14 protein-coding genes and 4 pseudogenes are annotated in these 23,259 nt (G+C 60.2%); 13 read left to right on the forward strand and 5 right to left on the reverse strand.

What is annotated here, in order from left to right:
- The first annotated feature begins 112 nt into the window (after positions 1-112).
- Entirely contained in the window at positions 113-1,261 is a 1,149-nt protein-coding gene (locus JFV26_RS15680; protein ID WP_201193731.1) for a pyridoxal phosphate-dependent aminotransferase, read from the forward strand.
- Positions 1,249-2,040 (forward strand): amidohydrolase, encoded by a 792-nt coding sequence (locus JFV26_RS15685; RefSeq protein ID WP_201193733.1) that lies wholly within the window; start codon positions 1,249-1,251, stop codon positions 2,038-2,040. The genes JFV26_RS15680 and JFV26_RS15685 overlap by 13 nt, the downstream gene beginning before the upstream one ends.
- 150 nt (positions 2,041-2,190) lie before the next feature.
- Here the strand turns inward: JFV26_RS15685 and leuA are convergent, their stop codons facing one another.
- From leuA to JFV26_RS15705, 4 genes and pseudogenes are all read right to left on the reverse strand, one after another.
- Positions 2,191-3,873, reverse strand: a complete 1,683-nt coding sequence (leuA, locus tag JFV26_RS15690) for a 2-isopropylmalate synthase (RefSeq protein ID WP_201193735.1) — start codon at positions 3,871-3,873, stop codon at positions 2,191-2,193.
- Between the two features lie 546 nt (positions 3,874-4,419).
- A complete protein-coding gene (locus JFV26_RS15695; RefSeq protein ID WP_201193737.1) occupies positions 4,420-5,241 on the reverse strand; it encodes a peptidoglycan DD-metalloendopeptidase family protein in 822 nt (273 codons plus the stop codon).
- A 3-nt stretch (positions 5,242-5,244) separates the two neighbouring features.
- Positions 5,245-6,545: pseudogene (gene xseA, locus JFV26_RS15700) on the reverse strand (exodeoxyribonuclease VII large subunit).
- Positions 6,546-6,790: 245 nt separating this feature from the next.
- Positions 6,791-7,671, reverse strand: a pseudogene (locus JFV26_RS15705) (LysR family transcriptional regulator); the annotation flags it as partial.
- 100 nt (positions 7,672-7,771) lie between these two features.
- Here JFV26_RS15705 and JFV26_RS15710 point away from each other — a divergent pair.
- The 4 genes and pseudogenes from JFV26_RS15710 (at position 7,772) to guaA (ending at position 12,613) form a co-directional block, all read left to right on the forward strand.
- A pseudogene (locus JFV26_RS15710) lies at positions 7,772-8,538 on the forward strand (sulfite exporter TauE/SafE family protein).
- Between the two features lie 177 nt (positions 8,539-8,715).
- The gene (locus tag JFV26_RS15715; protein ID WP_201193738.1) at positions 8,716-9,264 is read left to right on the forward strand and encodes a sugar ABC transporter ATPase; all 549 of its coding nucleotides are present in this window, start codon (positions 8,716-8,718) and stop codon (positions 9,262-9,264) included.
- 218 nt (positions 9,265-9,482) lie between these two features.
- Complete coding sequence (gene guaB, locus JFV26_RS15720) at positions 9,483-10,952, forward strand: IMP dehydrogenase (RefSeq protein ID WP_201193740.1); 1,470 nt, start codon at positions 9,483-9,485, stop codon at positions 10,950-10,952.
- Between the two features lie 83 nt (positions 10,953-11,035).
- Positions 11,036-12,613: a glutamine-hydrolyzing GMP synthase gene (guaA, locus tag JFV26_RS15725; RefSeq protein WP_201193742.1), complete on the forward strand. Its 1,578-nt coding sequence runs from the start codon at positions 11,036-11,038 to the stop codon at positions 12,611-12,613.
- A 72-nt stretch (positions 12,614-12,685) separates the two neighbouring features.
- Here guaA and treR read toward each other — a convergent pair whose 3' ends face one another.
- Positions 12,686-13,390, reverse strand: a complete 705-nt coding sequence (treR, locus tag JFV26_RS15730; protein ID WP_201193744.1) for a trehalose operon repressor — start codon at positions 13,388-13,390, stop codon at positions 12,686-12,688.
- 236 nt (positions 13,391-13,626) lie between these two features.
- On the opposite strand from treR, the gene treP reads away from it, so the two are divergent.
- The 7 genes and pseudogenes from treP to tadA all read left to right on the forward strand — a co-directional run bounded on the left by treP (position 13,627) and on the right by tadA (position 23,233).
- A complete protein-coding gene (gene treP / locus JFV26_RS15735; protein WP_201193745.1) occupies positions 13,627-15,069 on the forward strand; it encodes a PTS system trehalose-specific EIIBC component in 1,443 nt (480 codons plus the stop codon).
- Positions 15,070-15,203: 134 nt separating this feature from the next.
- Positions 15,204-16,853, forward strand: coding sequence for an alpha,alpha-phosphotrehalase (gene treC / locus JFV26_RS15740; RefSeq protein WP_201193747.1), 1,650 nt, complete (start codon positions 15,204-15,206; stop codon positions 16,851-16,853).
- Between the two features lie 95 nt (positions 16,854-16,948).
- Entirely contained in the window at positions 16,949-18,172 is a 1,224-nt protein-coding gene (locus JFV26_RS15745; RefSeq protein WP_201193749.1) for a maltoporin, read from the forward strand.
- Positions 18,173-18,361: 189 nt separating this feature from the next.
- Positions 18,362-20,890 (forward strand): phosphoenolpyruvate--protein phosphotransferase, encoded by a 2,529-nt coding sequence (ptsP, locus tag JFV26_RS15750; protein WP_201193751.1) that lies wholly within the window; start codon positions 18,362-18,364, stop codon positions 20,888-20,890.
- 2 nt (positions 20,891-20,892) lie between these two features.
- The gene (locus JFV26_RS15755; protein ID WP_201193752.1) at positions 20,893-21,183 is read left to right on the forward strand and encodes a PTS transporter subunit EIIB; all 291 of its coding nucleotides are present in this window, start codon (positions 20,893-20,895) and stop codon (positions 21,181-21,183) included.
- A 177-nt stretch (positions 21,184-21,360) separates the two neighbouring features.
- A pseudogene (locus JFV26_RS15760) lies at positions 21,361-22,736 on the forward strand (multicopper oxidase family protein).
- Positions 22,736-23,233 (forward strand): tRNA adenosine(34) deaminase TadA, encoded by a 498-nt coding sequence (gene tadA, locus JFV26_RS15765; protein ID WP_201193754.1) that lies wholly within the window; start codon positions 22,736-22,738, stop codon positions 23,231-23,233. The pseudogene JFV26_RS15760 and the gene tadA overlap by 1 nt, the downstream one beginning before the upstream one ends.
- Positions 23,234-23,259: the final 26 nt, after the last annotated feature.

Here is a 23,259-nt window from a genome sequence, read left to right on the forward strand (position 1 = left end):
CGATCATAAAAAGGGTGCTCACCAGAGCGCCCTTTTTTATGGACGCCGTTTGGGCTATCCTCGGGCTCTCCCGCGCCGCCGTTAGAGCCGGGTGTAGAGCAGGGAACCACCGATGATCACCAGTAAGCTGCCGAATGTCGGCATCACTATCTTCACTCAGATGTCCCAACTCGCGGCGCAAACCGGGGCAATCAACCTGTCCCAGGGTTTTCCCGATTTCGACGGCCCTCAAGCCTTGCGCGATGCGGTCGGGCGGCATATCGCCAGCGGCCACAACCAATATTCGCCGATGACCGGCTTGCCGGTGTTGCGGCAGCAGATTGCGGCAAAGATCGCCCGCAGCTACGGCGCCCATGTTGATGCCGACCATGAAGTAACCGTCACCCCCGGCGCGACCCAGGCGATCTTCTGCGCGATTCAGGCGGTTATCCACAGCGGCGATGAAGTGATTGTGTTCGACCCGGCCTACGACAGCTACGAGCCGGCGGTAGAGCTGGCCGGTGGCCGTTGCGTTCATGTGCAGTTGGGCCTGAAGGACTTCTCCATCGACTTCCAGAAGCTCGCGCAAGCCCTGAGCCCGCGTACGCGGATGATCATCCTCAACACCCCGCACAACCCCAGTGGCGCGCTGATCAGCCGTGCCGAGCTGGATCAACTGGCCGCCTTGATCCGCGACCGCGACATTTATGTGATCAGTGACGAGGTCTACGAACACCTGGTGTTCGACGGCGTGCCCCACGTCAGTGTTCTGGCCCACGAAGAGCTGTATAAACGTGCCTTCGTCGTCAGTTCGTTCGGCAAGACTTACCACGTCACCGGTTGGAAAACCGGCTACGTCGTCGCACCTCCGGCCCTCACGGCGGAGCTGCGCAAGGTCCACCAGTACGTCAGCTTCTGTGGCGTGACGCCGCTGCAATATGCGTTGGCCGATTACATGGCCGAGCATCCGGAACACGTCGAGGAGCTGCCAGGCTTCTATCAGGCCAAGCGCGATCTGTTCTGCGATCTGCTGGCGCCGTCGCGCTTTAGCTTCACTCGAGTGACCGGCACCTATTTCCAGTTGGTCGATTATTCGCAGATTCGCCCGGACCTTAACGACGTCGAGATGGCCATGTGGATGACCCGCGAACACGGCGTGGCGAGCATCCCGGTTTCGGTGTTCTACCAGAACCCACCGGTCGGCCAGCGCCTGGTGCGGCTGTGCTTCGCCAAACGTGAGGAGACCCTGCGTGAAGCAGCGGAAAAGCTATGCGTGATCTGAGTGTGCTGCCCAACCTGAATGTCGCGTTGATCCAGACCACCCTGGCCTGGCACGACCGCCAGGCCAACCTGGAGCATTTCGAGCAGTTGCTGGAACAGGCCCGCGGCGCGGACCTGATCATCCTGCCGGAGATGTTCACCACCGGGTTCTCCATGCAGTCCGAGACCCTCGCCGAAGCGCAGAATGGTCCAACCACTAAGTGGCTGAAGGTTCAGGCTGCGAAGCTGGACGCTGTGATTACCGGTAGCGTGATTGTTCAGGCGGCCGATGGTAGCCACCGCAATCGCCTGCTCTGGGCGCGGCCGGATGGCGAAGTGTTGCATTACGACAAGCGTCACCTGTTCCGCATGGCTGGCGAGCACAACCACTACACCCCCGGCGAGCGCCAGGTGCAGTTTGAACTCAAGGGCTGGCGTGTTCGGCCGCTGATTTGCTACGACCTGCGCTTCCCGGTCTGGAGTCGTGATGCCCAGGACACCGATTTGCTGCTGTACACCGCCAATTGGCCAGGTGCACGGCGTCAGCACTGGAACCGTTTGCTGCCGGCGAGGGCGATCGAGAACCTGTGCTATGTGGCGGCGGTGAACCGGATTGGTACTGACGGCAAGGGCTTTGGGTATACCGGCGACAGTCAGGTGCTGGATTTCCAGGGCGAGACATTGCTCAGCGCAGGCGACGCGGATGGCGTGTTTCAGGTGGTGCTGGAGGCGGCGGAACTGGCGGCTTATCGCACGCGGTTTCCGGCGAATCTGGATGCCGATACCTTCGAGTTCACCTGATACCCGAAAAGATCGCAGCCTTCGGCGGCTCCTACAGGAGTGCGATCTCTTGTAGGAGCTGCCGAAGGCTACGATCTTTTGATCTTCAAACGGCACAAATAAAAAGGCCCCAAGGTTTTCACCCCGGGCCTTTTGCATTTCAGCGAACGCTTACGCCGCTTCTTTCGCTTGCGGCTGGCTCAGCGAGCGGTTCAGCGCGCTGAACAGGGCCTTGAAGCTGGCGGTGGTGATGTTTTCATCGATACCCACGCCATGCACCGCACGCTGGCCGTCAACCCGCAGTTCAATGTAGGCCGCCGCCTTGGCATGGGTGCCCGCGCCGATGGCATGTTCGTTGTAGTCCATGATTTCCACCGGGATCGGCAACCCGGCCACCAGTGCTTCCAGGGCGCCGTTGCCCTTGCCGCGCCAGTGCAGGTTGGTTTCGCCCTGGCCCTTGCCCGAGACTTCCACTTCGACCGAGCTGTTGCCGTTCTCTTCCTGCAAGCGATGGCTGACCAGCGCGTAAGGCGTGTTGGCCTGCAAGTACTCGCTGTGCAGCAGTGCGTGGATTTGCTGGGCGGTCATCTCCAGACCCAGGCGGTCGGTTTCACGCTGCACGACCTGGCTGAACTCGATCTGCATGCGACGCGGCAAGCTGATGCCGTATTCCTGTTCCAGGAGGTAGGCGATACCGCCCTTGCCCGACTGGCTGTTGACGCGAATCACCGCCTCGTAGCTGCGGCCGATGTCGGCCGGGTCGATCGGCAGGTACGGCACTTCCCACAGGGTGTCCGGTTTCTGCTGGGCGAAGCCCTTGCGGATCGCATCCTGGTGCGAGCCGGAGAACGCGGTATGCACCAGGTCGCCGACGTACGGGTGACGTGGGTGAACCTGGATCTGGTTGCACTCTTCGACGACTTTGCGCACGCCGTCGATGTCGGAGAAGTCCAGCTCAGGGTGAATGCCCTGGGTGTAGAGGTTCAACGCGACGGTGACCAGGTCAACGTTACCGGTGCGCTCGCCGTTGCCGAACAGGCAGCCTTCGACACGGTCGGCGCCAGCCATCAGGCCCAGCTCGGTGGCGGCAACGCCAGTGCCACGGTCATTGTGGGTGTGCAGGCTGATGATCACGCTGTCACGACGGTTGATGTGACGGCCGAACCATTCGATCTGGTCGGCATAGATGTTCGGGGTCGCGCATTCGACGGTGGCCGGCAGGTTGAGGATCACCTTGTGCTCAGGCGTCGGGTTCCAGACTTCGATCACCGCATCGCAGACTTCTTTGGCGAACTCGAGTTCGGTGGCGCTGAAGGTTTCCGGCGAGTATTCGAAGGTCCACTCGGTGTCCGGCTGCAGGGCGGCGTATTTGACGAACAGCTTGGCAGCGTTCACGGCGATGGCCTTGATCCCGTCCTTGTCCTGGTTGAAGACAATGCGGCGGAAGGAAGGGGAAGTCGCGTTGTACAGGTGAACGATGGCTTTCTTCGCCCCACGCAGGGATTCGAAAGTGCGTTCGATCAAGTCTTCACGGCCCTGGGTCAGCACCTGAATGGTGGTGTCGTCCGGGATGTGGCCGTCTTCGATCAGGGTCCGCACGAAGTCGAAGTCGGTTTGCGAAGCCGCCGGGAACGACGCTTCGATTTCCTTCACGCCCACTTGTACCAGGGTTTTCCAGAAACGCAGCTTCTTGACCGCGTCCATCGGCTCGATCAGCGACTGGTTACCGTCACGCAAGTCCGAGCTGCACCAGATCGGCGCGGCGGTGATGGTCTTCGACGGCCAGGTGCGGTCCGGGATGTCGATAGTCGGGAACGCGCGGTATTTCGAAGACGGGTCTTTGAGCATGCTCATCGGGAAATCCTTATTGTGTGGGCCGAAAAAAGGCGGCCTGCCGGTGGATCAAAAGTTCTTGGGGATACGTGTCAGGCGAGGCACCGCAATTCAGCCCGGCAGTCGTGCACTGACGAGGCACAGGCTGCGGTGCTGGCGAAGCTGAATGAGGGTGTGAGAGGTTTTCATGTCTTCAACCCTAACCGCCGGGGTTAAGGTTGGCAAGCAGTCGGAAAAAATTGAGAGGAATATCCGAAAAGGCGAGATTTGCGAGATTTTATTGCTGTGATATGGCGTGATTGTTTTTATGTTTGCGTGGGGTGGGAATGCTGCGCAATTGAAAGTTGGTGCTGAAGTGGCGGGGTAAGCTTGCTAGGTTTCAGTGAGCCATTGCGCCTCGAAATAAAACGCTATCTGGAGCGTCGGGCTGCGCGTGGGATTTCGGACCTCGATGCGGAAAAAGATCGCCGCCTGCGGCAGCTCCTACAGATTGTGTGTGTGCAGCAACTCCACGGATGTACCCGGTCGATGTAGGAGCTGCCGAAGGCTGCGATCTTTTGATTTTGCTTAAGGCTGAAACGCCCCGATAAAAATCGCCGGATCAACCCGCGCATCATTCAGGCTGACATTCCAGTGCATATGCGGCCCGGTCGCGCGCCCGGTCGAACCGACCTTGCCTACCACGCCACCACGGGCCAGTTGCTGGCCAACCTTCACATCAATTTTCGACATGTGGCAGAACATGCTGATAAAGCCCTGGCCATGGTCGACAAACACCGTGTTGCCATTGAAGAAGTAGTTGCCGATCAAAATCACCTTACCCGCCGCCGGCGTCTTGATCGGCGTACCCGCCGGCACCGCAAAGTCCAGCCCGGCATGGGGATTACGTTCTTCACCATTAAAGAACCGACGCACGCCAAACTTGCTCGACAGCGGGCCGTTGACCGGTTTGTCCAGCAGCAGGTTGCTCGGGGTGACGGGGCTGAAGCTGCGATATGCCTGGATCTGTTCGGCCAGTTCGCCTTCGATACGCTTCAGGTTCGCCGGGTTCGGATTGACCTGCTGGGTGTTCTTCAGCGTGATGTGCTGTTCCGGGTATTTCTTGTTGCCGACCGTGAAGCTCAGATTACGGCCGCCGCTGTTCACTTGCTGGGTCCCCGGTTTGACCGTTAGCGGCACACCGACGATGGCCAGCCAATTGCTCTGTTCCTTGACCACCAGCACCGGTTTGCCTTGATACGTGGCTTTCGGCGCCTGGGCAGCGGTGCCCAGGTCTACCACAGCCACGCCGCCCGGCACCGGTTTGTTCAACAGGCGGGTGATGTAACTGTCAGCGTGGGCGTTGAGGGTCAGGCACAACAAGAGCAACGGAGCTAAAAAACGTGGCATGGTTCAATCCAGTAAAGAAAGGGTGACAGGCGTCAGGTGATTGTCTTCGACGCGCACTTGCAGCTCGCCGTCGCCCAGTTTGGCTTTCAGGCGCTGGCCGTTGTAGGTCTGCCCGGCGCTGCGGATCGCGTTGCCGCGCTCGTCCAGCAAAATGCTGTAGCCACGGGCCAGGGTCGCCAGCGGACTGACCACTTGCAGCGTCTGCACCTGGCTTTGCAGTTGCAGGCGACGGCTTTGAGGCCTTCGCGGATGGCCCGGGGCAGACGTTCGGCGAGGCTGTCGAGGCGCTGGCGCAGCATCGCCAACTGCCGCCCCGGATGTTGCCCGGCGAGGCGGGTTTCCAGGCGAATCAGCCGTTCGCGACGGGTATTGAGGCTACGTTCGAACGCGCGGCGCAGGCGCATGTCCAGGTCGTCCAGGCGCTGGGCTTGCTGGCGTAGGCGTTCGCCGGGATGACGCAGGCGACGGGACATGCCTTCCAGGCGCAGGCGATCACGCATCAAGCGGTCGCGTATCCGCATCACCAATCGGCGGTGCAGGCTCTCGACCCGGCGCACCAGATCGCTGGAATCCGGCGCCAGCAATTCGGCAGCGGCGGAAGGCGTCGGGGCGCGAACGTCGGCGACGAAGTCACTGATCGAGACGTCGGTTTCATGGCCGACGGCGCTGACAATCGGCGTTACGCAGGCGTCCACGGCACGGGCCACGGCTTCTTCGTTGAAGCACCAGAGGTCTTCCAGCGAACCGCCGCCACGGGCCAGGATCAATGCATCGAAGCCTCGGGCGTCCGCCAGTTTCAAGGCGCGGACAATCTGCGCAGTGGCTTCGCGGCCCTGCACGGCGGTCGGAATCAGCGTCAGTTGGATCTGTGGCGCGCGGCGGCGGAACACGCTGATGATGTCGCGAATCACCGCGCCGGTGGGCGAGCTGATGATGCCGATGCGTTGCGGATGCGCCGGCAACGGCACTTTGCGTTCGGCACTGAACAGGCCTTCGGCGCTGAGTTTTTCTTTCAGCGCATCGAAGGCCAGGCGCAGGGCGCCGTCACCGGCCGGCTCCACGGTGTCGAGGATCAGTTGATAGTCGCCACGGCCCTCGAACAGCGAGACCTTGCCCCGGACCTTGACCGCCAGGCCATCCTTCAACGCCTGACGAACCCGTGCGGCATTTTGCCGAAACAGCGCGCAACGGACCTGGGCGCCACTGTCCTTGAGGGTGAAATACACATGGCCTGACGCCGGGCGGGCGAGGTTGGATATTTCGCCTTCGACCCAGATATTGCTGAACACGTCTTCAAGCAACACCCGCGCGCGGCCGTTGAGCTGGCTGACAGTCAGGACTTCACGGTCCAGGCCGAGTCTTGCAAAGGGATCTTTAATCATGGGGCGCATGATAAAGGCATTCTCCTGCGCAATGCACGACCCCCCTGTAGGAGCTGCCGCGGGCTCGGGCCGCGTTCGGACGATCTTTTGATCTTAAAAATCAAAATCAAAATCAAAAGATCGTCCGAACGCGGCCCGAGCCCGCGGCAGCTCCTACAGGGGGCGGTGATGTGTTGGGTGAATTGTTGGACCAATACTGTGGGATTCTGCCGGCAGGCAAGGGCGACGGTGCTGTAGCAATCCGGGTCGGCCAATGGCAGGAAATGGATATCCGGCGGGGCGATGTCCTGCATCGACTCTGGCAGCAGGGCAAGGCCGAACCCGGCCTGGATCAATTGCAGTTGCGTGGTTTTGCGCGACACGACCCGAGCGGCCTTGGGAAAGAAACCCTGGCGCATGCACAACTCGGCAGACAAGTAGCTCAAGCCCCCACGCTGTGGGTGAGGAATCGAGATAAACGCTTCATCCTTCAACTGCGCCAGATCGATGCCTTGCCCTGACTTATCCACAGCCAGTCGATGATTCGGTGGCACCGCCAACAGCAAACGCTCGCTATATAAAGGAACAATCTGCACGCCTTCACGCTGACGCAGCACCGGCAAGCGCAACAGACCGACATCCAGACGACCTTCGGCCAACGCTTCCAACTGCGCTTCGGAGGACAGTTTGACGATGTCCATGGACACGCCGGCATGCTGATCCAGATAAGCGCTGATGCCCCGTAACAGGCGGCCGCTCATCGGCACAGTGCTGGAATGGCTCAGGCGCAAAGTGCCGAGTTGGCCGTTGCCGACCTGAGTCGCCATCTCGCTGGCCCTGGTCAGCTCAAGCAACAGGTTTCTGGCCCGGGTAAAAAGCTTGCTCCGGCGGCGGTCAGTCGGGGTTGGCGCGCGGTACGTTCGAATAGCGGTGTTTGCAAGCGGGTTTCCATGTCCTTGATCTGCCGGCTCAGGGCGGACTGCGCGATAAACAGGCGTTCGGCCGCAGCGCTGAAACTGCCGCACTCGGCGATTTCAACGAAGTAACGCAATTGGCGGGTTGAAAGCACGAGGCATGCCTTTTCGAGATGGGTGGGCGACTTTGAAGATATTAGTCGCAACGCTTGGCGCTGGCTAAAGTCATCACAGGTATTCAAGGAAAGACTGGGAATGAATGTGCTTGAGTTGTTGAGCCAATGGCCGTTCGGCGCGAGCGATTGGCTGGTGATCGGGCTGGGCATCGTCCTGGCGTACATCGTGTTTGGCATTGCCGGGTTTGGCACCGCGCTGGTGGCCGGGCCGATCCTGATCCTGTTTATGCCACTGTCGAAAATCGTGCCGTTGCTGGTGCTGCTGGATTTCGTCGCGGCGTTCGGCAATTGGCTGCCTTCACGGCGGGATGTGGACAAACCCGAGCTGCTGCGACTGCTGCCGTGCATGGCGGTGGGCTGTACGTTGGGGGTGATTTTCCTGCTCAACCTCAAATCCGATCTGTTGCTGTTGTTGATGGGGCTGTTTATCAGCGCTTATGCGGTCTACAGCTTGTGGGTCAAAACCCGTCCGACGCAGTTGTCTGCCGGTTGGGCAGTGCCGATGGGCACGGTGGGCGGGATGTTTGGGGCATTGTTTGGCAGCGGCGGTTTTTTATATGCGATCTATCTGAACAGTCGTCTGCCCAAGGACGCGGCCCGGGCGACCCAGAGTGCTCTGATCAGTTGCAGTACCGTGGTGCGTTTGAGCCTGTTTGCCGTCGCCGGTGTGTATGCCGAGCTACCCTTATTGGTATTGGCCGTGTGCTTGTTGCCGGCCATGGCGCTGGGGTTGTGGATCGGTCGGCGCTTGACCATGAGATTGTCCCGGAGGCCTTTGTACGGCTGGTGACCTGGTTGGTGCTGGCCAGTGGTATTGCCTTGATCGGACGGTATTTGAGTACTTGACCTCAGTGTGTCAGGGATTAAGCTGCCGGCCGTCCTGACGCCTTCGCAGGCAAGCCTCGCTCCTACAGGTTTTGCGGTAATCGCGAAATCACACAATCCTGTAGGAGCAAGGCTTGCCCGCGAAGACGTCAACTGGAACGCCGCAGAAACATCCATTTGACGCAGTAGGCTTGCACCATGAATTCCCAAAGCATCATCGTCCCGAAAATCTCCACTTTGCCGGTGCACGAACCCCAGGCCCGGGCAATCGTTCGGTGGCTGGTGCGCAAGAACATCATCAAGGAAGAACTGACCACCTGCGGGCGCACCGGCAATCGCATGGGTTACGCGCTGGCAGACGGCGCGCGCGCCGTGGTGCTGCACCCGGAGGCCCTGCCGTTCGGCGAGCCGGTCAATGGCCTGGAAATCATTACCAAACGCTGCATCTACACGCCGGCCAAGGGTTTCCTGGAGGAGGCGGGCTGCGCCGAGTGCCGCAAGGAAGTCGGCGAAGCGCTGTTCGATAGCCTGGAAGAGTGGATGCCGGGGCGCACCGACAACTTCACCTGCCCCGAGTGCGGGCATGAAGATGACATCAACGGGTTTCTGTTTTTGCAGGAATGCGGTTTCTCAAACCTGGGTTTCATCTTCAACAACTGGGCCGAGGCCGGGTTCAAGCAGAGCTTTATCGATGAATTCGCCGATTGGCTGGATCAACCGGTCAGTTGGGTAAAAGTCGAACTCTGATCACTGCACCCCACCCTGTAGGAGCTGCCGCAGGCTGCGATCTCTTGACCTTTATCTTCAAAAGCAAGATCAAAAGATCGCAGCCTGCGGCAGCTCCTACAGGGGCGATATGTTCCGTATATCTATAAGGTCGATAATAGACAGAGTTTTACATTGAACCCGAGAGGGTGTCTGACTATAATGGCGCGCTTCCATTTTCCCGCTCGGGAGCCCCCGCGATGCTGCGTATCAGCCAAGAAGCTCTGACATTCGACGACATTCTCCTAGTGCCCGGTTATTCCGAGGTGCTTCCTAACGAAGTCAGTCTCAAGACCCGCCTAACCCGTGGCATCGAGCTGAATATTCCTCTGGTTTCTGCCGCCATGGACACCGTCACTGAAGCCCGTCTGGCAATTGCCATGGCTCAGGAAGGTGGCATCGGCATTATCCACAAGAACATGACCATCGAGCAGCAAGCTGCCGAAGTGCGCAAGGTCAAGCGTTACGAAGCCGGCGTGGTCAAGGACCCGATCACCATCGAGGCTGACGCCACGGTTCGTGAACTGTTCGAACTGACCCGCATGCACAACATCTCCGGCGTTCCGGTACTGCACGATGGCGACCTGGTCGGCATCGTCACTTCCCGTGACGTGCGTTTCGAGAACCGCCTGGATGCCTCCGTCCGTGAAGTGATGACGCCTAAAGAGCGCCTGGTCACGGTCAAGGAAGGCGCCGACAAGAACGACGTCCGCGAGTTGTTGCATAAAAACCGCATTGAACGCGTCCTGATCGTTGACGACAAGTTTGCCCTCAAAGGCATGATGACCGTCAACGACATCGAAAAAGCCAAGGCTTACCCGCTGGCCAGCAAGGACGATCAAGGTCGTCTGCGCGTCGGCGCTGCGGTCGGCACCGGTAAAGACACCGGCGATCGCGTTGCCGCACTGGTTGCTGCCGGCGTTGACGTGGTGGTGGTCGACACCGCACACGGTCACTCCAAAGGCGTGATCGACCGCGTTCGCTGGGTTAAACAGAATTTCCCTGAAGTGCAGGTCATCGGCGGCAACATCGCCACCGGCGCTGCCGCCAAGGCCCTGGCCGAAGCGGGCGCCGATGCCGTCAAGGTCGGTATCGGCCCTGGCTCGATCTGCACCACCCGCATCGTTGCCGGTGTCGGCGTCCCGCAAATCAGTGCCATCGCCAACGTCGCCGCTGCCCTTGAAGGCACTGGCGTTCCGTTGATCGCCGACGGCGGCATCCGTTTCTCCGGTGACCTGTCCAAGGCCATCGTAGCCGGTGCTTCCTGCGTAATGATGGGCTCGATGTTCGCCGGTACTGAAGAAGCGCCGGGCGAGATCGAACTGTTCCAGGGTCGTTCGTACAAGGCTTACCGCGGCATGGGTTCGCTGGGCGCCATGTCCCAGGCCCAAGGTTCCTCCGACCGATACTTCCAGGATTCCTCGGCAGGCGCCGAGAAGCTTGTACCTGAAGGCATCGAAGGACGTGTTCCGTACAAGGGCACCCTGAGCGCCATCATCCATCAACTGATGGGCGGCCTGCGCTCCTCGATGGGCTACACCGGCAGTGCCGACATCGAAGAAATGCGCACCAAGCCTGAGTTCGTGCGGATCACTGGCGCTGGCATGGCCGAGTCCCACGTTCACGACGTACAGATCACCAAAGAAGCGCCAAACTACCGCGTAGGTTGAGCCTTCCAGCAAAAAGCTAAGTAACCGGGGCTGTTTGATTCAGCCCCGAGTTGTTTCTGAATTCCATAGACGAGACTGACTCCATGGCCCTCGACATTCACGCCCACCGCATCCTGATCCTCGACTTCGGTTCCCAGTACACCCAGCTGATTGCCCGCCGCGTGCGTGAAATCGGCGTGTACTGCGAACTGCATCCGTTCGACATGGACGACGAAGCGATTCGCGAATTCGCACCGAAGGGGATCATCCTCGCCGGCGGCCCCGAGTCCGTACACGTTGCCGACAGCCCGCGAGCACCGCAAGCTGTCTGGGACCTGGGCGTACCGGTCTTCGGTATCTGCTACGGCATGCAAACCATGGCTGAACAGCTGGGTGGCAAGGTCGAAGGTTCCGAGCTGCGTGAGTTCGGGTATGCCCGCGTTGATGTAGTCGGCAAGAGCCGTCTGCTCGACGGCATTGAAGACCACATCGACGCCGACGGCCTGTTCGGCCTCGACGTATGGATGAGCCACGGTGACAAGGTCACCAGGATGCCTCAGGAATTCCACATCCTGGCCAGCACCCCGAGCTGCCCGATTGCCGGCATGTTCGACGACGCTCGCGGCTACTACGGCGTGCAGTTCCACCCGGAAGTGACCCACACCAAGCAGGGCGGTCGCATCCTCTCGCGCTTTATCCTAGACATCTGTGGCTGCGAAGCCCTGTGGACGCCTTCGAAAATTGCCGAAGACGCCATCGCCAACATTCGCGCCCAGGTCGGCACCGACAACGTACTGCTCGGCTTGTCCGGCGGTGTGGACTCCTCGGTCGTTGCCGCGCTGTTGCACAAGGCCATCGGCGAGCAACTGACTTGCGTCTTCGTCGACAACGGCCTGCTGCGTCTGCACGAAGGTGAGCAAGTGATGGCCATGTTCGCCGAGAACATGGGCGTCAAGGTGATCCGCGCCAACGCTGAAGATCAGTTCCTGAACAACCTGGCCGGCGAGTCCGACCCAGAGAAGAAGCGCAAGATCATCGGCCGTACCTTCATCGACGTCTTCGATGCCCAGTCCAACAAACTGGACAACATCAAGTACCTCGCCCAAGGCACCATCTACCCGGACGTGATCGAGTCGGCTGGCGCCAAAAGCGGCAAGGCTCACGTGATCAAGTCGCACCACAACGTGGGTGGCCTGCCGGAAGAGATGAACCTGAAGCTGATTGAGCCGCTGCGCGAGCTGTTCAAGGACGAAGTCCGTCGTCTGGGCCTCGAACTCGGCCTGCCGTACGACATGGTCTACCGTCACCCGTTCCCGGGCCCGGGCCTGGGCGTGCGGATCCTTGGTGAAGTGAAGAAGGAATACGCCGACCTGCTGCGTCGCGCCGACCACATCTTCATCGAAGAACTGCGTAAAGCCGACTGGTACCACAAGGTCAGCCAGGCATTCGTGGTATTCCAGCCAGTCAAATCGGTTGGCGTGGTAGGCGATGGCCGTCGTTACGCCTGGGTCGTGGCCCTGCGTGCCGTAGAAACCATCGACTTCATGACCGCGCGTTGGGCTCACCTGCCTTACGAACTGCTGGAAACCGTCAGCGGCCGCATCATCAATGAAATCGAAGGCATCTCCCGCGTCACCTACGACGTGTCGAGCAAGCCGCCAGCGACGATTGAGTGGGAGTGATCCCGGCTGTAACTGATCGTCCGTAACACCTGAAAGGCCCCGTGAACGCGAGTTCACGGGGCTTTTTGCGTTTCAGCGCCGCGCCACATCCGAAAAGTAGAACTTATCCAGCGTATGTCGCGACTCGGTGTACTCGAACTGGCGGCCATCCTGCAGGAACGTCTGGTTACTCACCACGATCACATGACTCTGGCCGTCGAGGTCCAGATGCAACTGATCGTCCTTGCTCCGAGGCACCGCTTCGATGGTGCGCTGGGCGTAGGCGATTTGCAGTTGCAGGGTCTGTTCGATGAAGGCGTAGATCGATTGCTCGGCGATGTCCCGGGACAGGCCGGGAATCACATGGCTGACAAAATGGTTGATGTCGAGGATCACCCGTTTGCCGTCGATCCGCCGTACGCGTTTGATCCGCGTGATCAGGCTGCCTTCGTCGGCCTTGATGTGTTCCAGCAGCGCGCCCTCCAGCGGAATCTGATCGAACTCGACCACCTCGGTGCTGACGTCGTTGCCCAGCCGCGGATAAGTCTCCTGAAAGCTGACGATGCCGCCGAGCTGGAATTCGATCGGGTTGGTCGACAGCACAAAGGTGCCTTTGCCGTGGACTTTCTGGGCGAAACCGCGCTCCTGTAACTGTTCGATGGCTTTACGCACGGTGCCGCGACTGGCCTGGTAGCTGTCCATCAGTTCGGTTTCGGAAGGCAACCGGGCGCCGCGTTCCAGACGTTCGGTGGTAATGCTGGCAAGCAGATCGGTGTAGATCTGGTTGTATTTACTCATGGGATGGATCTACGCCGCGCTGTACTCAAGGCTTGGAACCTTAAGGGCAGGGTAGGAGTTTGTCCATTCGGCATTGGGTTTCTTTGACTTCGAAGGTAGGAAGTATCACCGCCGGTCGGGTTCGAGATAAACAAAATCAAACTCGTCTGTACGAGTTGTTGCTTTAACTCGTACAGACGAGTACTTTTCGTTTCGGCGTGCTGCCAATAACAAAAAACTACAACGGAAGAAAAAGCATGAGCCACGACTATCCGAATATCGCCAGCGAGCTGCTGCACAGCCTCGGTGGCAGCGACAATCTTGAGCAGGCCGCGCATTGCGTCACTCGTCTGCGCCTGGCCCTCAAGGACCCGAGCCTGGTCAACAGCGCCACGTTGAACCAGATCGATCTGGTCAAAGGCTCGTTCTTCACCGGTGGCCTGTTCCAGGTGGTCATCGGCCCCGGCGAAGTGGAAAAGGTCTACGCCGAACTGCGCCGACAGACCGGTCTTGCTGCCTCGACCATTGCCGACGTTAAACAAAAGAGCGCCGACAAGATCAACGCCATGCAACGGCTGGTGCGGGTGTTCTCCGACGTGTTCATGCCTATTTTGCCGGCGCTGATTATTGCCGGCCTGCTGATGGGCATCAACAACCTGATCGGCGCCAAGGGCATGTTCATCGAGGGCAAGACGCTGCTGGATGCCTATCCGGGCCTTGATGGCATCTGGAGCCTGATCAACCTGATGGCCAACACCTCGTTTGTATTCCTGCCGGCGCTGGTGGGCTGGTCGGCGGCCAAGCGTTTTGGCGGCAGCGAAATCCTCGGCATCGTGCTCGGCCTGATGCTGGTACACCCGGACCTGCTCAATGCCTGGAACTACGGCAAGGCCGTGGCCGGGCTCGACGGCCAGAGCCTGCCGTACTTCGATATTTTTGGCTGGTTCAAGATCGAGAAGGTCGGTTATCAGGGCCAGATCCTGCCGATCCTGCTGGCGGCCTACGTGATGAGCGTCATCGAGAAATGGCTGCGGGCGCGGGTGCCAAATGCCGTGCAATTGCTGGTGGTGCCGATCACCACCATCGTTGTCACCGGCGTACTGGCGCTGGCGGTGATTGGTCCGGTGACCCGGCATCTGGGGATTCTGATCACCGAAGGCGTGGTCACCTTGTTTGACCTGGCGCCAATGGTCGGTGGGGCGATTTTCGGCCTGCTCTATGCCCCGCTGGTGATCACCGGCATGCACCACATGTTCCTCGCTGTGGACCTGCAGCTGATCTCGACCCAGGGCGGCACGTTTATCTGGCCGATGATCGTCATGTCCAACCTCGCCCAGGGCAGCGCGGCGCTGGCGGTGTTCTACATGACCCGCAACGTGCGGGACAAAAGCATGGCCTCGACCTCGGCGATTTCGGCATATTTCGGCATCACTGAACCGGCGATGTTCGGGGTCAACCTGCGCTACAAATTCCCGTTTTATTCAGCCCTGATCGGCTCGGCACTGGGCTGCATCTTCCTGTCGCTGAACAAGGTCCAGGCCTCGGCGATTGGCGTCGGTGGCTTGCCCGGTTTTATCTCGATCATTCCGCAGTTCATTCCGATGTTTGTGATCGGGATGATCATCGCCATGGTCGTGCCGTTTGTTTTGACCTGTGGGTTGAGCATGAAGATTGTTCGTCCCGGTTTTCGGGTTGCCTGACAGATTGCATTCGCGCGTAGGAGCTGCCGAAGGCTGCGATCTTTTCTCTTGGGTTCACTTGAGTCTCAAGCCAAAGATCGCAGCCTTCGGCAGCTCCTACCGGGATTTGTACAAAATTGATGAAGGAGTCCGCCATGCAAGACTGGCAACGTTCGGTGATCTACCAGATCTACCCGAAGAGTTTTCACAGCCACGCCGGCAACCCCACGGGTGATTTGCTCGGCGTCGTGGCCAAGCTCGACTACCTGCAGTGGCTGGGTGTCGATTGCCTGTGGATCACGCCGTTCCTGCGTTCGCCCCAGCGCGACAACGGTTACGACATCAGCGATTACTACGCCATCGACCCGAGTTACGGGACCATGGCCGATTGCGAGTTGCTGATCGCCGAGGCCGGCAAGCGCGGGATCAAGTTGATGCTCGACATCGTGGTCAACCACACCTCGATCGAACACACCTGGTTCCAGCAGGCCCGCAGCAGCCTCGACAACCCGTATCGCGACTTCTATATCTGGCGCGACCAGCCGAACAACTGGGAATCCAAGTTCGGCGGTTCGGCCTGGGAGTACGAAGCCCAGACCGGCCAGTACTTCCTGCACCTGTTCGACCACACCCAGGCTGACTTGAACTGGGACAACCCGAAGGTCCGCGCCGAAGTCTTCAAGATGATGCAGTTCTGGCGTGACAAAGGCGTCGGTGGTTTCCGCCTGGACGTGATCAACCTGATCTCCAAACCGACGGACTTCCCCGAGGACAACAGTGACGGTCGGCGCTTCTACACCGACGGCCCGAATGTCCACGAGTACTTGCAGCAGATGCACCGTGAAGTGTTTGAAGGTCATGACCTGATCAACGTCGGCGAGATGTCTTCCACCAGCCTCGAGCACTGCATTCGCTACTCGCGGCCAGAGTCGAAAGAACTGTCGATGACCTTCAATTTCCATCATTTGAAGGTTGATTACCCGAACCTGCAAAAGTGGATTCGCGCCGACTTCGACTTCCTCCAACTCAAGCGCATCCTCTCCGACTGGCAGAGCGGCATGCAGGCTGGTGGCGGTTGGAACGCGTTGTTCTGGTGTAACCACGATCAGCCGCGGGTGGTCTCGCGTTTTGGTGATGACGGCGAGCATCGGGTGGTGTCGGCGAAGATGCTCGGCACCGCGCTGCACTTCCTTCAGGGCACGCCGTTTGTGTACCAGGGCGAAGAACTGGGCATGACCAATCCGGGCTTCGATCACATCGATCAATACCGCGATGTCGAGACCCTGAACATCCATCGCCTCAAGCGCGAGGCCGGTGTCAGCGATGCCGACAACATGGCCGCGATCATGCAGAAGTCCCGGGACAACGGCCGTACGCCGATGCACTGGAATGCCGGACCGAACGCCGGTTTCAGTGCCGCCGAGCCATGGATCGGCGTGCCGGCCAACGCCGCGCAGATCAACGTTGCCAGCCAACTCGACGACCCGGAATCGGTGCTGCATCACTATCGCCAGTTGATCGCTTTGCGTCGCACGCAAGCGTTGATGTCCGACGGCGTGTACCGGCAGTTGCTGCCTGAACACTCGCAAATCTGGGCGTATGTGCGTGAAGGTCAGGGCGAGCGTTTGCTGGTGTTGAACAACTTCTACGGCACAACCTGTGAAGTTGAATTACCGGATGAAGTGATCAGCGAAGCGATGTCGCAACGGCTGGTCATCAGCAACTACCCGGACGGTCCACCGCGCAATCGGCAGGTGTTTCTGCGGCCCTTTGAGTCATTCGTCCTGCACCTGACTAACGACTAAAAAACACCAGTTTTAAACAACACGCAGAACGCTGCGCGGGGAGTTTTGCGCGCCGTTTTTTGCTGCAGCACACAATAAAAATAATGGGGTGGCTCTTGAAAACAACAATAAATCGCAGCCTTGTAGCAGCGGGCGTGTGCCTGGCTTTGCCTCTGTCGGCCCAGGCACTGGAGTTCGCCGGTTACTTGCGTAGTGGCGTCGGAACCTCGGTCAACAGCGGTAAACAACAGTGTTTCCAATTGCCGGGGGCGCAGTCGAAATACCGCTTGGGCAACGAATGCGAGCAGTACGCCGAACTTGAACTGCGCCAGGACTTGTTCACCCTGGACGACGGTTCGGTGTTGAGCGTTGACGGCATGGCGTCGCTGTACAACCAGTACGACAAGGACCTGACCTTCAACGGAGACAACGGCTCGGTGCGCATGCCGCAGATGTATGCGCAGTGGTCGAACCTGCCAAGCCTCAATGGCGGTTCGCTGTGGGCCGGGCGGCGTTACTACAAACGGAACGACATCCATATTTCCGACTTCTACTACTGGAACCAGAGCGCCACCGGCGGCGGTATCGAGGACGTGCAGATCGGCGATCTGAAATACAGCTACGCCCTCTCGCGCAAGGACAACCTGTACCAGAAGAACTACATCAACCGGCATGACTTCAACGTCGCCGGGTTCAAGACTAACCCCGGCGGCGAGCTGGAATTCGGCCTGAGCTACATCGACAAACCCGACAGCCAGGATGCGCACCGTGGCTGGGCGATCACCACCCAGCATGTGCAGAAAGGCTTTCTCGGTGGCAAGAACAAGCTGGCCTTCCAGTACGGCGAAGGCCCCGGCACCGGGTTGGGCTATACCGGTAACGTGAAGCTTGATGACAGCAACAAAAGCTATCGCGTGGTGGAGTTCTTCGACTGGCAGGTAACGCCGCGTTTTGGCGGGCAGATCGAGGCGGTGTATCAAAAAGACATTCGCCCGGACGGCGCCGATCAGAACTGGATGTCCCTCGGCGTGCGTCCGGCGTATGCGATCACAGAACAGTTCAAACTGGTAACCGAACTGGGTCACGATCAGGTTGAAGCACCGGGCGGGACGCGCAAGCTGAGCAAGTTCACCTTCGCCCCGACCTGGTCGCCCAAGGGCCCGGATTTCTGGGCGCGCCCCGAGGTGCGCCTGTATTACACCTATGCAAGCTGGAACGAGGCGGCCAAACGGGCGGCCAATGAACTGGCGGCGGGCTCGGCGTTGTCCGACACCGGCGCCTTCGGCACGGCGCTGCATGGTGCGAATGTCGGATTGCAGGTCGAGTACTGGTGGAAATAAACGCATAACCCCGGTAGGAGCTGCCGAAGGCTCGGGCCGCGTTCGGACGATCTTTTGATCTTGATCCTCGGCGTTTTAAAGCCGCATAGAATCAAGATCAAAAGATCGTCCGAACGCGGCCCGAGCCTTCGGCAGCTCCTACCAGGTATCGCAAGCGTCTTTTAAAAGAACAAAACAGCAGGTGACGTCATGGCCACACCCCAACATTTGCAACTGCTCGCGCCGCTGTCCGGCGTGCTGATGCCGCTGGACCAGGTGCCCGATCCGGTGTTTTCCAGCCGCGTGATCGGTGACGGTTTATGCATCGACCCGACTTCGTCAATCTTGTGCGCGCCGCTGGCCGGGGTGATCAGTAATGTGCAGGCCAGTGGTCATGCGGTCAGCATCACCGATGACAACGGCGTGCAGGTGTTGATGCACATCGGCCTCGACACGGTGAACCTCGTGGGCAAGGGGTTCACCCGGTTGGTGGAGGAAGGTCTGCGAGTGGAAGCGGGGCAGGCACTGATCGAATTTGATGTCGATTACATCGCTTTGAATGCGCGCAGTCTGTTGACGCTGATGCTGGTGGTCAGCGGTGAACCGTTCACCTGGCTGGTGCCCGAAACGGGGGCGGTGGAAAGCGGCCAACCGTTGCTGGGTTTGAACCCTGCCGCCCAAGTGACCGATGAAGTGTTGGCGGAGGAGGGCGAAGCCCGGTTCTCGAAACCAGTGACCCTGGCCAACCCGAACGGCTTGCACGCACGTCCTGCGGCGGTGTTTGCCCAAGCGGCGAAAGGGTTTTTGGCGAGCATCTATCTGCATAAGCAGCAGGACAGTGCCAACGCCAAATCCCTGGTGGCGATCATGGCATTACAGACGGCTCACGGTGACATCGTGCAAGTCAGCGCGGCGGGGCCGGACGCCGAGGCTGCGATCAATACGTTGGCCGAGTTGCTGGTCGCAGGCTGTGGCGAAACCGTGGCGGCGGTGGCGGCTGTTGAACCGGTCGAGGTCTCGACGCTGAAGGTGCTGCGTGGGGTTTGTGCCTCGGCGGGTTCGGCGTTTGGTCGGGTGGTGCAGATCGCCGAGCAGACGCTGAAAGTGAGCGAGTTCGGCAAGGGCGCGCAGGCTGAACGTGACCACTTGTCTCGTGCTTTGTCTGAGGCGGTCCTGGACTTGCAGCAACTGCGTGACAACGCCACCAGCGACGCTCAAGTCGACATCTTCAAGGCGCATCAGGAACTGCTCGAAGATCCGGGTCTGCTGGATCAGGCCCAGTCGCTGATCACCGAAGGTAAAAGTGCCGGGTTTGCCTGGCGAGCGACTACCGAGGCGACGGCGGTTCAGTTCAAAAGTCTCGGTAGCCCGTTGCTGGCGGAACGCGCGGCGGATCTGGCGGATGTCGGCCAACGGGTGCTCAAGCGCATCCTTGGCGTACAGGACCGCGCAATGGAATTGCCGGACGGGGCAATCCTGATCGCCGAACAACTGACCCCGTCCCAGACCGCCGGGCTCGATACGCGCAAGGTGTTGGGGTTCGCCACGGTCGGCGGTGGCGCGACCAGCCACGTCGCGATTCTCGCTCGGGCCGCTGGCCTGCCGGCGATCTGCGGCTTGCCGGTTCAGGTGCTGGGGCTGGTCGATGGCACGCAAGTGTTACTCGACGCCGACAAGGGTGAGTTGCACCTTGATCCGGATCTGGCGGCCATCGAACAGCTTCAGGCCAATCGTCAGCGACAACACAAGCGTCATCAACAGGAACTTGCGCAGGCCTCGCTCGCCGCGTGTACCCGCGATGGTCATCACATCGAGGTGACGGCCAACGTTGCCTCGCTGGCTGAAACCGAACAGGCCATGACCCTGGGCGGCGAGGGCGTCGGGTTGCTGCGTTCGGAGTTTCTTTATCTGGATCGCAACCACGCTCCGAGCCATGACGAACAAGCGTCCACCTACAGCGCCATCGCCCGTGGTCTGGGGCCGACGCGCAATCTGGTGGTGCGAACCCTGGACGTCGGCGGTGATAAACCGCTGGCCTATGTGCCGATGGACAGCGAAGCCAACCCATTCCTCGGCATGCGCGGGATTCGCTTGTGCCTGGAGCGCCCGCAACTGTTGCGCGACCAGTTCAAGGCGATCCTCAGCAGCGTCGGGCTGGCACGTTTGCACATCATGTTGCCGATGATCACGCAGCTCTCGGAGTTGCGTCTGGCCCGGCAAATGCTGGAGGAAGAGGCGCTGGCGTTGGGCGTCACGGAACTGCCGAAACTGGGGATCATGATCGAAGTGCCCGCGGCAGCATTGATGGCGGATCTGTTTGCACCCGAGGTGGATTTCTTCTCCATCGGCACCAACGACCTGACCCAGTACACCTTGGCCATGGACCGCGATCACCCGCGTCTGGCCAGTCAGGCCGACAGCTTTCACCCGTCGGTACTGCGCTTGATCGCCGGTACGGTCAAAGCGGCGCATGCCCATGGTAAATGGGTCGGCGTGTGTGGTGCGCTGGCTTCGGAAACCCTGGCGACCCCGTTGTTGCTGGGGCTGGGAGTGGATGAGTTATCGGTGAGCGTGCCGCTGATTCCAGCGGTGAAAGCGGCGGTGCGTGAAGTCGATCTGGCAGATTGCGAAGCCATCGCCCAGCAAGTGCTGGGCCTGGAAAGCGCCGAGCAGGTGCGCGAGGCATTGCGCCTGTATCACGCGGCGACGGTCGATACTTCACTGGTTCTGGAGAACTGAGCATGTTCGAGAAAATGCAGCGGGCGTTCTGGAAAGCCTTGACCCCGGATTTGGTGGTGGATGAGCCCAAGCAGGTTGTTCAACCGGTATCAGGGCTGGCCACGGATATCGTGGCGGCGTTGGGGGGTGTGGATAACCTTAAATCGCAGCAGCCGGTGGCGCTGACTCGAGTGCGGGTGGAGTTGCGGGATGTGGGGCAAGTGAATCGTCAGGCTTTGAAGATAGCCGGTGTGCCGGGCGTAATGATGCTGGATAACGGGGTGGTGCATCTGATTACCGGCCTGGAGGCGTAATCAGGCCCGAAAAGATCGTCCGAAGGCTCGGGCCGCGTTCGGACGATCTTTTTCAAGCGGGCCGCGCAGACTTCAGCCATCCGCCACCCCACCCTTACTGTTTCTCATCCGCAGGTGTATCGTATTCGCCTTTTGCGGGCCCCAGGCCCGTCGCTGATACGTGAGGTAGTTGAGTTCATGTCCTTTACCCGTCGACAAATACTCGGTGGTCTGGCCGGTCTTGTGGTGGTTGGCGTGGGGGCCGGTGGCGCGTCGCGTTACTGGCTGGGGAAAATGGCCGACGCCGAGGCAGGCCACGACTATGAGCTGATCGCCGCGCCACTGGACGTCGAACTGATGGCCGGGCACAAGACCGAAGCCTGGGCGTTCGGTCCATCAGCGCCGGGCACCGAGTTGCGGGTGCGTCAGGGCGAATGGCTGCGGGTGCGCTTCATCAATCACCTGCCGGTGGCGACCACCATCCACTGGCACGGCATCCGCCTGCCGCTGGAAATGGACGGCGTGCCCTACGTCTCGCAGCTTCCGGTGTTGCCGGGCGAGTACTTCGACTACAAATTTCGCGTGCCGGATGCCGGCAGCTACTGGTATCACCCACACGTGAACAGCAGCGAAGAACTCGGTCGTGGCCTGGTCGGCCCGCTGATTATCGAAGAGCGAGAGCCCACCGGTTTCAAGTATGAAAAAACCCTGAGCCTCAAGAGCTGGCACGTCGATGACGAGGGCGCGTTCGTCGCGTTCAGTGTTGCGCGTGAAGCGGCGCGAGGTGGCACTGCCGGACGGCTATCGACCATCAATGGCGTGCCACTGCCGGTGATCGAGTTGCCGGCCGGGCAAATCACCCGTGTGCGTTTGCTCAACCTCGACAACACCCTGACCTATCGCCTCAACATCCCTGGCGTCGAAGCGCAGATCTACGCGCTGGACGGCAACCCCATCGAGCCGCGCCCGTTGGGCAAGGAATACTGGCTCGGCCCCGGCATGCGCATCTGCCTGGCGATCAAGGCCCCGCCGGCCGGTGAAGAGCTATCCTTGCGCAACGGCCCGGTGCGCCTGGGAACGCTGCGTTCGGTGGCGAACACCGACGCACCGACCCGGTGGCCGCCCGCGCTGCCCGCCAACCCGGTGGCCGAGCCGGACCTGGCCAATGCCGAGAAACTCAACTTCAATTTCGAATGGGTGGGTTCGGTGTCGGTCAACGTCGACAACGGCAAGCCGCCAAGCCTGTGGCAGATCAACGGCAAGGCCTGGGACATCACCGACAAGACCTGCGCCGACCGTCCGATCGCCAAGCTCGAGAAGGGTAAAAGCTACATTTTCGAATTGAAGAACATGACTCAGTATCAGCACCCGATTCACCTGCACGGCATGAGCTTCAAGGTGATTGCCTCGAACCGGCACAAGGTCATCCCGTATTTCACCGACACGTACCTGTTGGGCAAGAACGAGCGCGCGCAAGTGGCGCTGGTGGCGGATAACCCGGGGTCTGGATGTTCCACTGCCATGTGATCGACCACATGGAAACCGGCCTGATGGCCGCCATCGAGGTGGCGTGATGCGCCAGATACGTCCCGCTGCAATCATCGACCGCAGTCGCGACCGTGACTTCATGCGCGAAGCCCTGGCCCTCGCCGCCCAAGGCGCGGCCCTCGGCGAAGTGCCGGTGGGCGCGGTGCTGGTGCAGGACGGGGAAATTATCGGTCGCGGCTTCAACTGCCCGATCAGCGGTAACGACCCCAGCGCTCACGCTGAGATGGTCGCGATCCGCGCTGCGGCATTGGCCGCCAGTAACTATCGTTTGCCCGGCAGCACCCTCTACGTGACCCTGGAGCCGTGCAGTATGTGCGCGGGCCTGATTGTGCATTCGCGGATTGCGCGGGTGGTGTACGGCGCGCTGGAGCCCAAGGCCGGGATTGTGCAGAGTCAGGGGCAGTTCTTCACCCAGGGCTTTTTGAATCACCGGGTGTTGTTCGAAGGCGGGGTGTTGGCCGAGGAATGCGGCGCGGCACTCAGCGAGTTCTTCAAGGCCCGAAGAGCCAAACCCGCAGACTGAACACGCAAAACCCTGTAGGAGCAAAG

Source organism: Pseudomonas sp. TH31, from assembly GCF_016650815.1.
In the GTDB taxonomy this organism is placed as follows: Bacteria; Pseudomonadota; Gammaproteobacteria; order Pseudomonadales; family Pseudomonadaceae; genus Aquipseudomonas.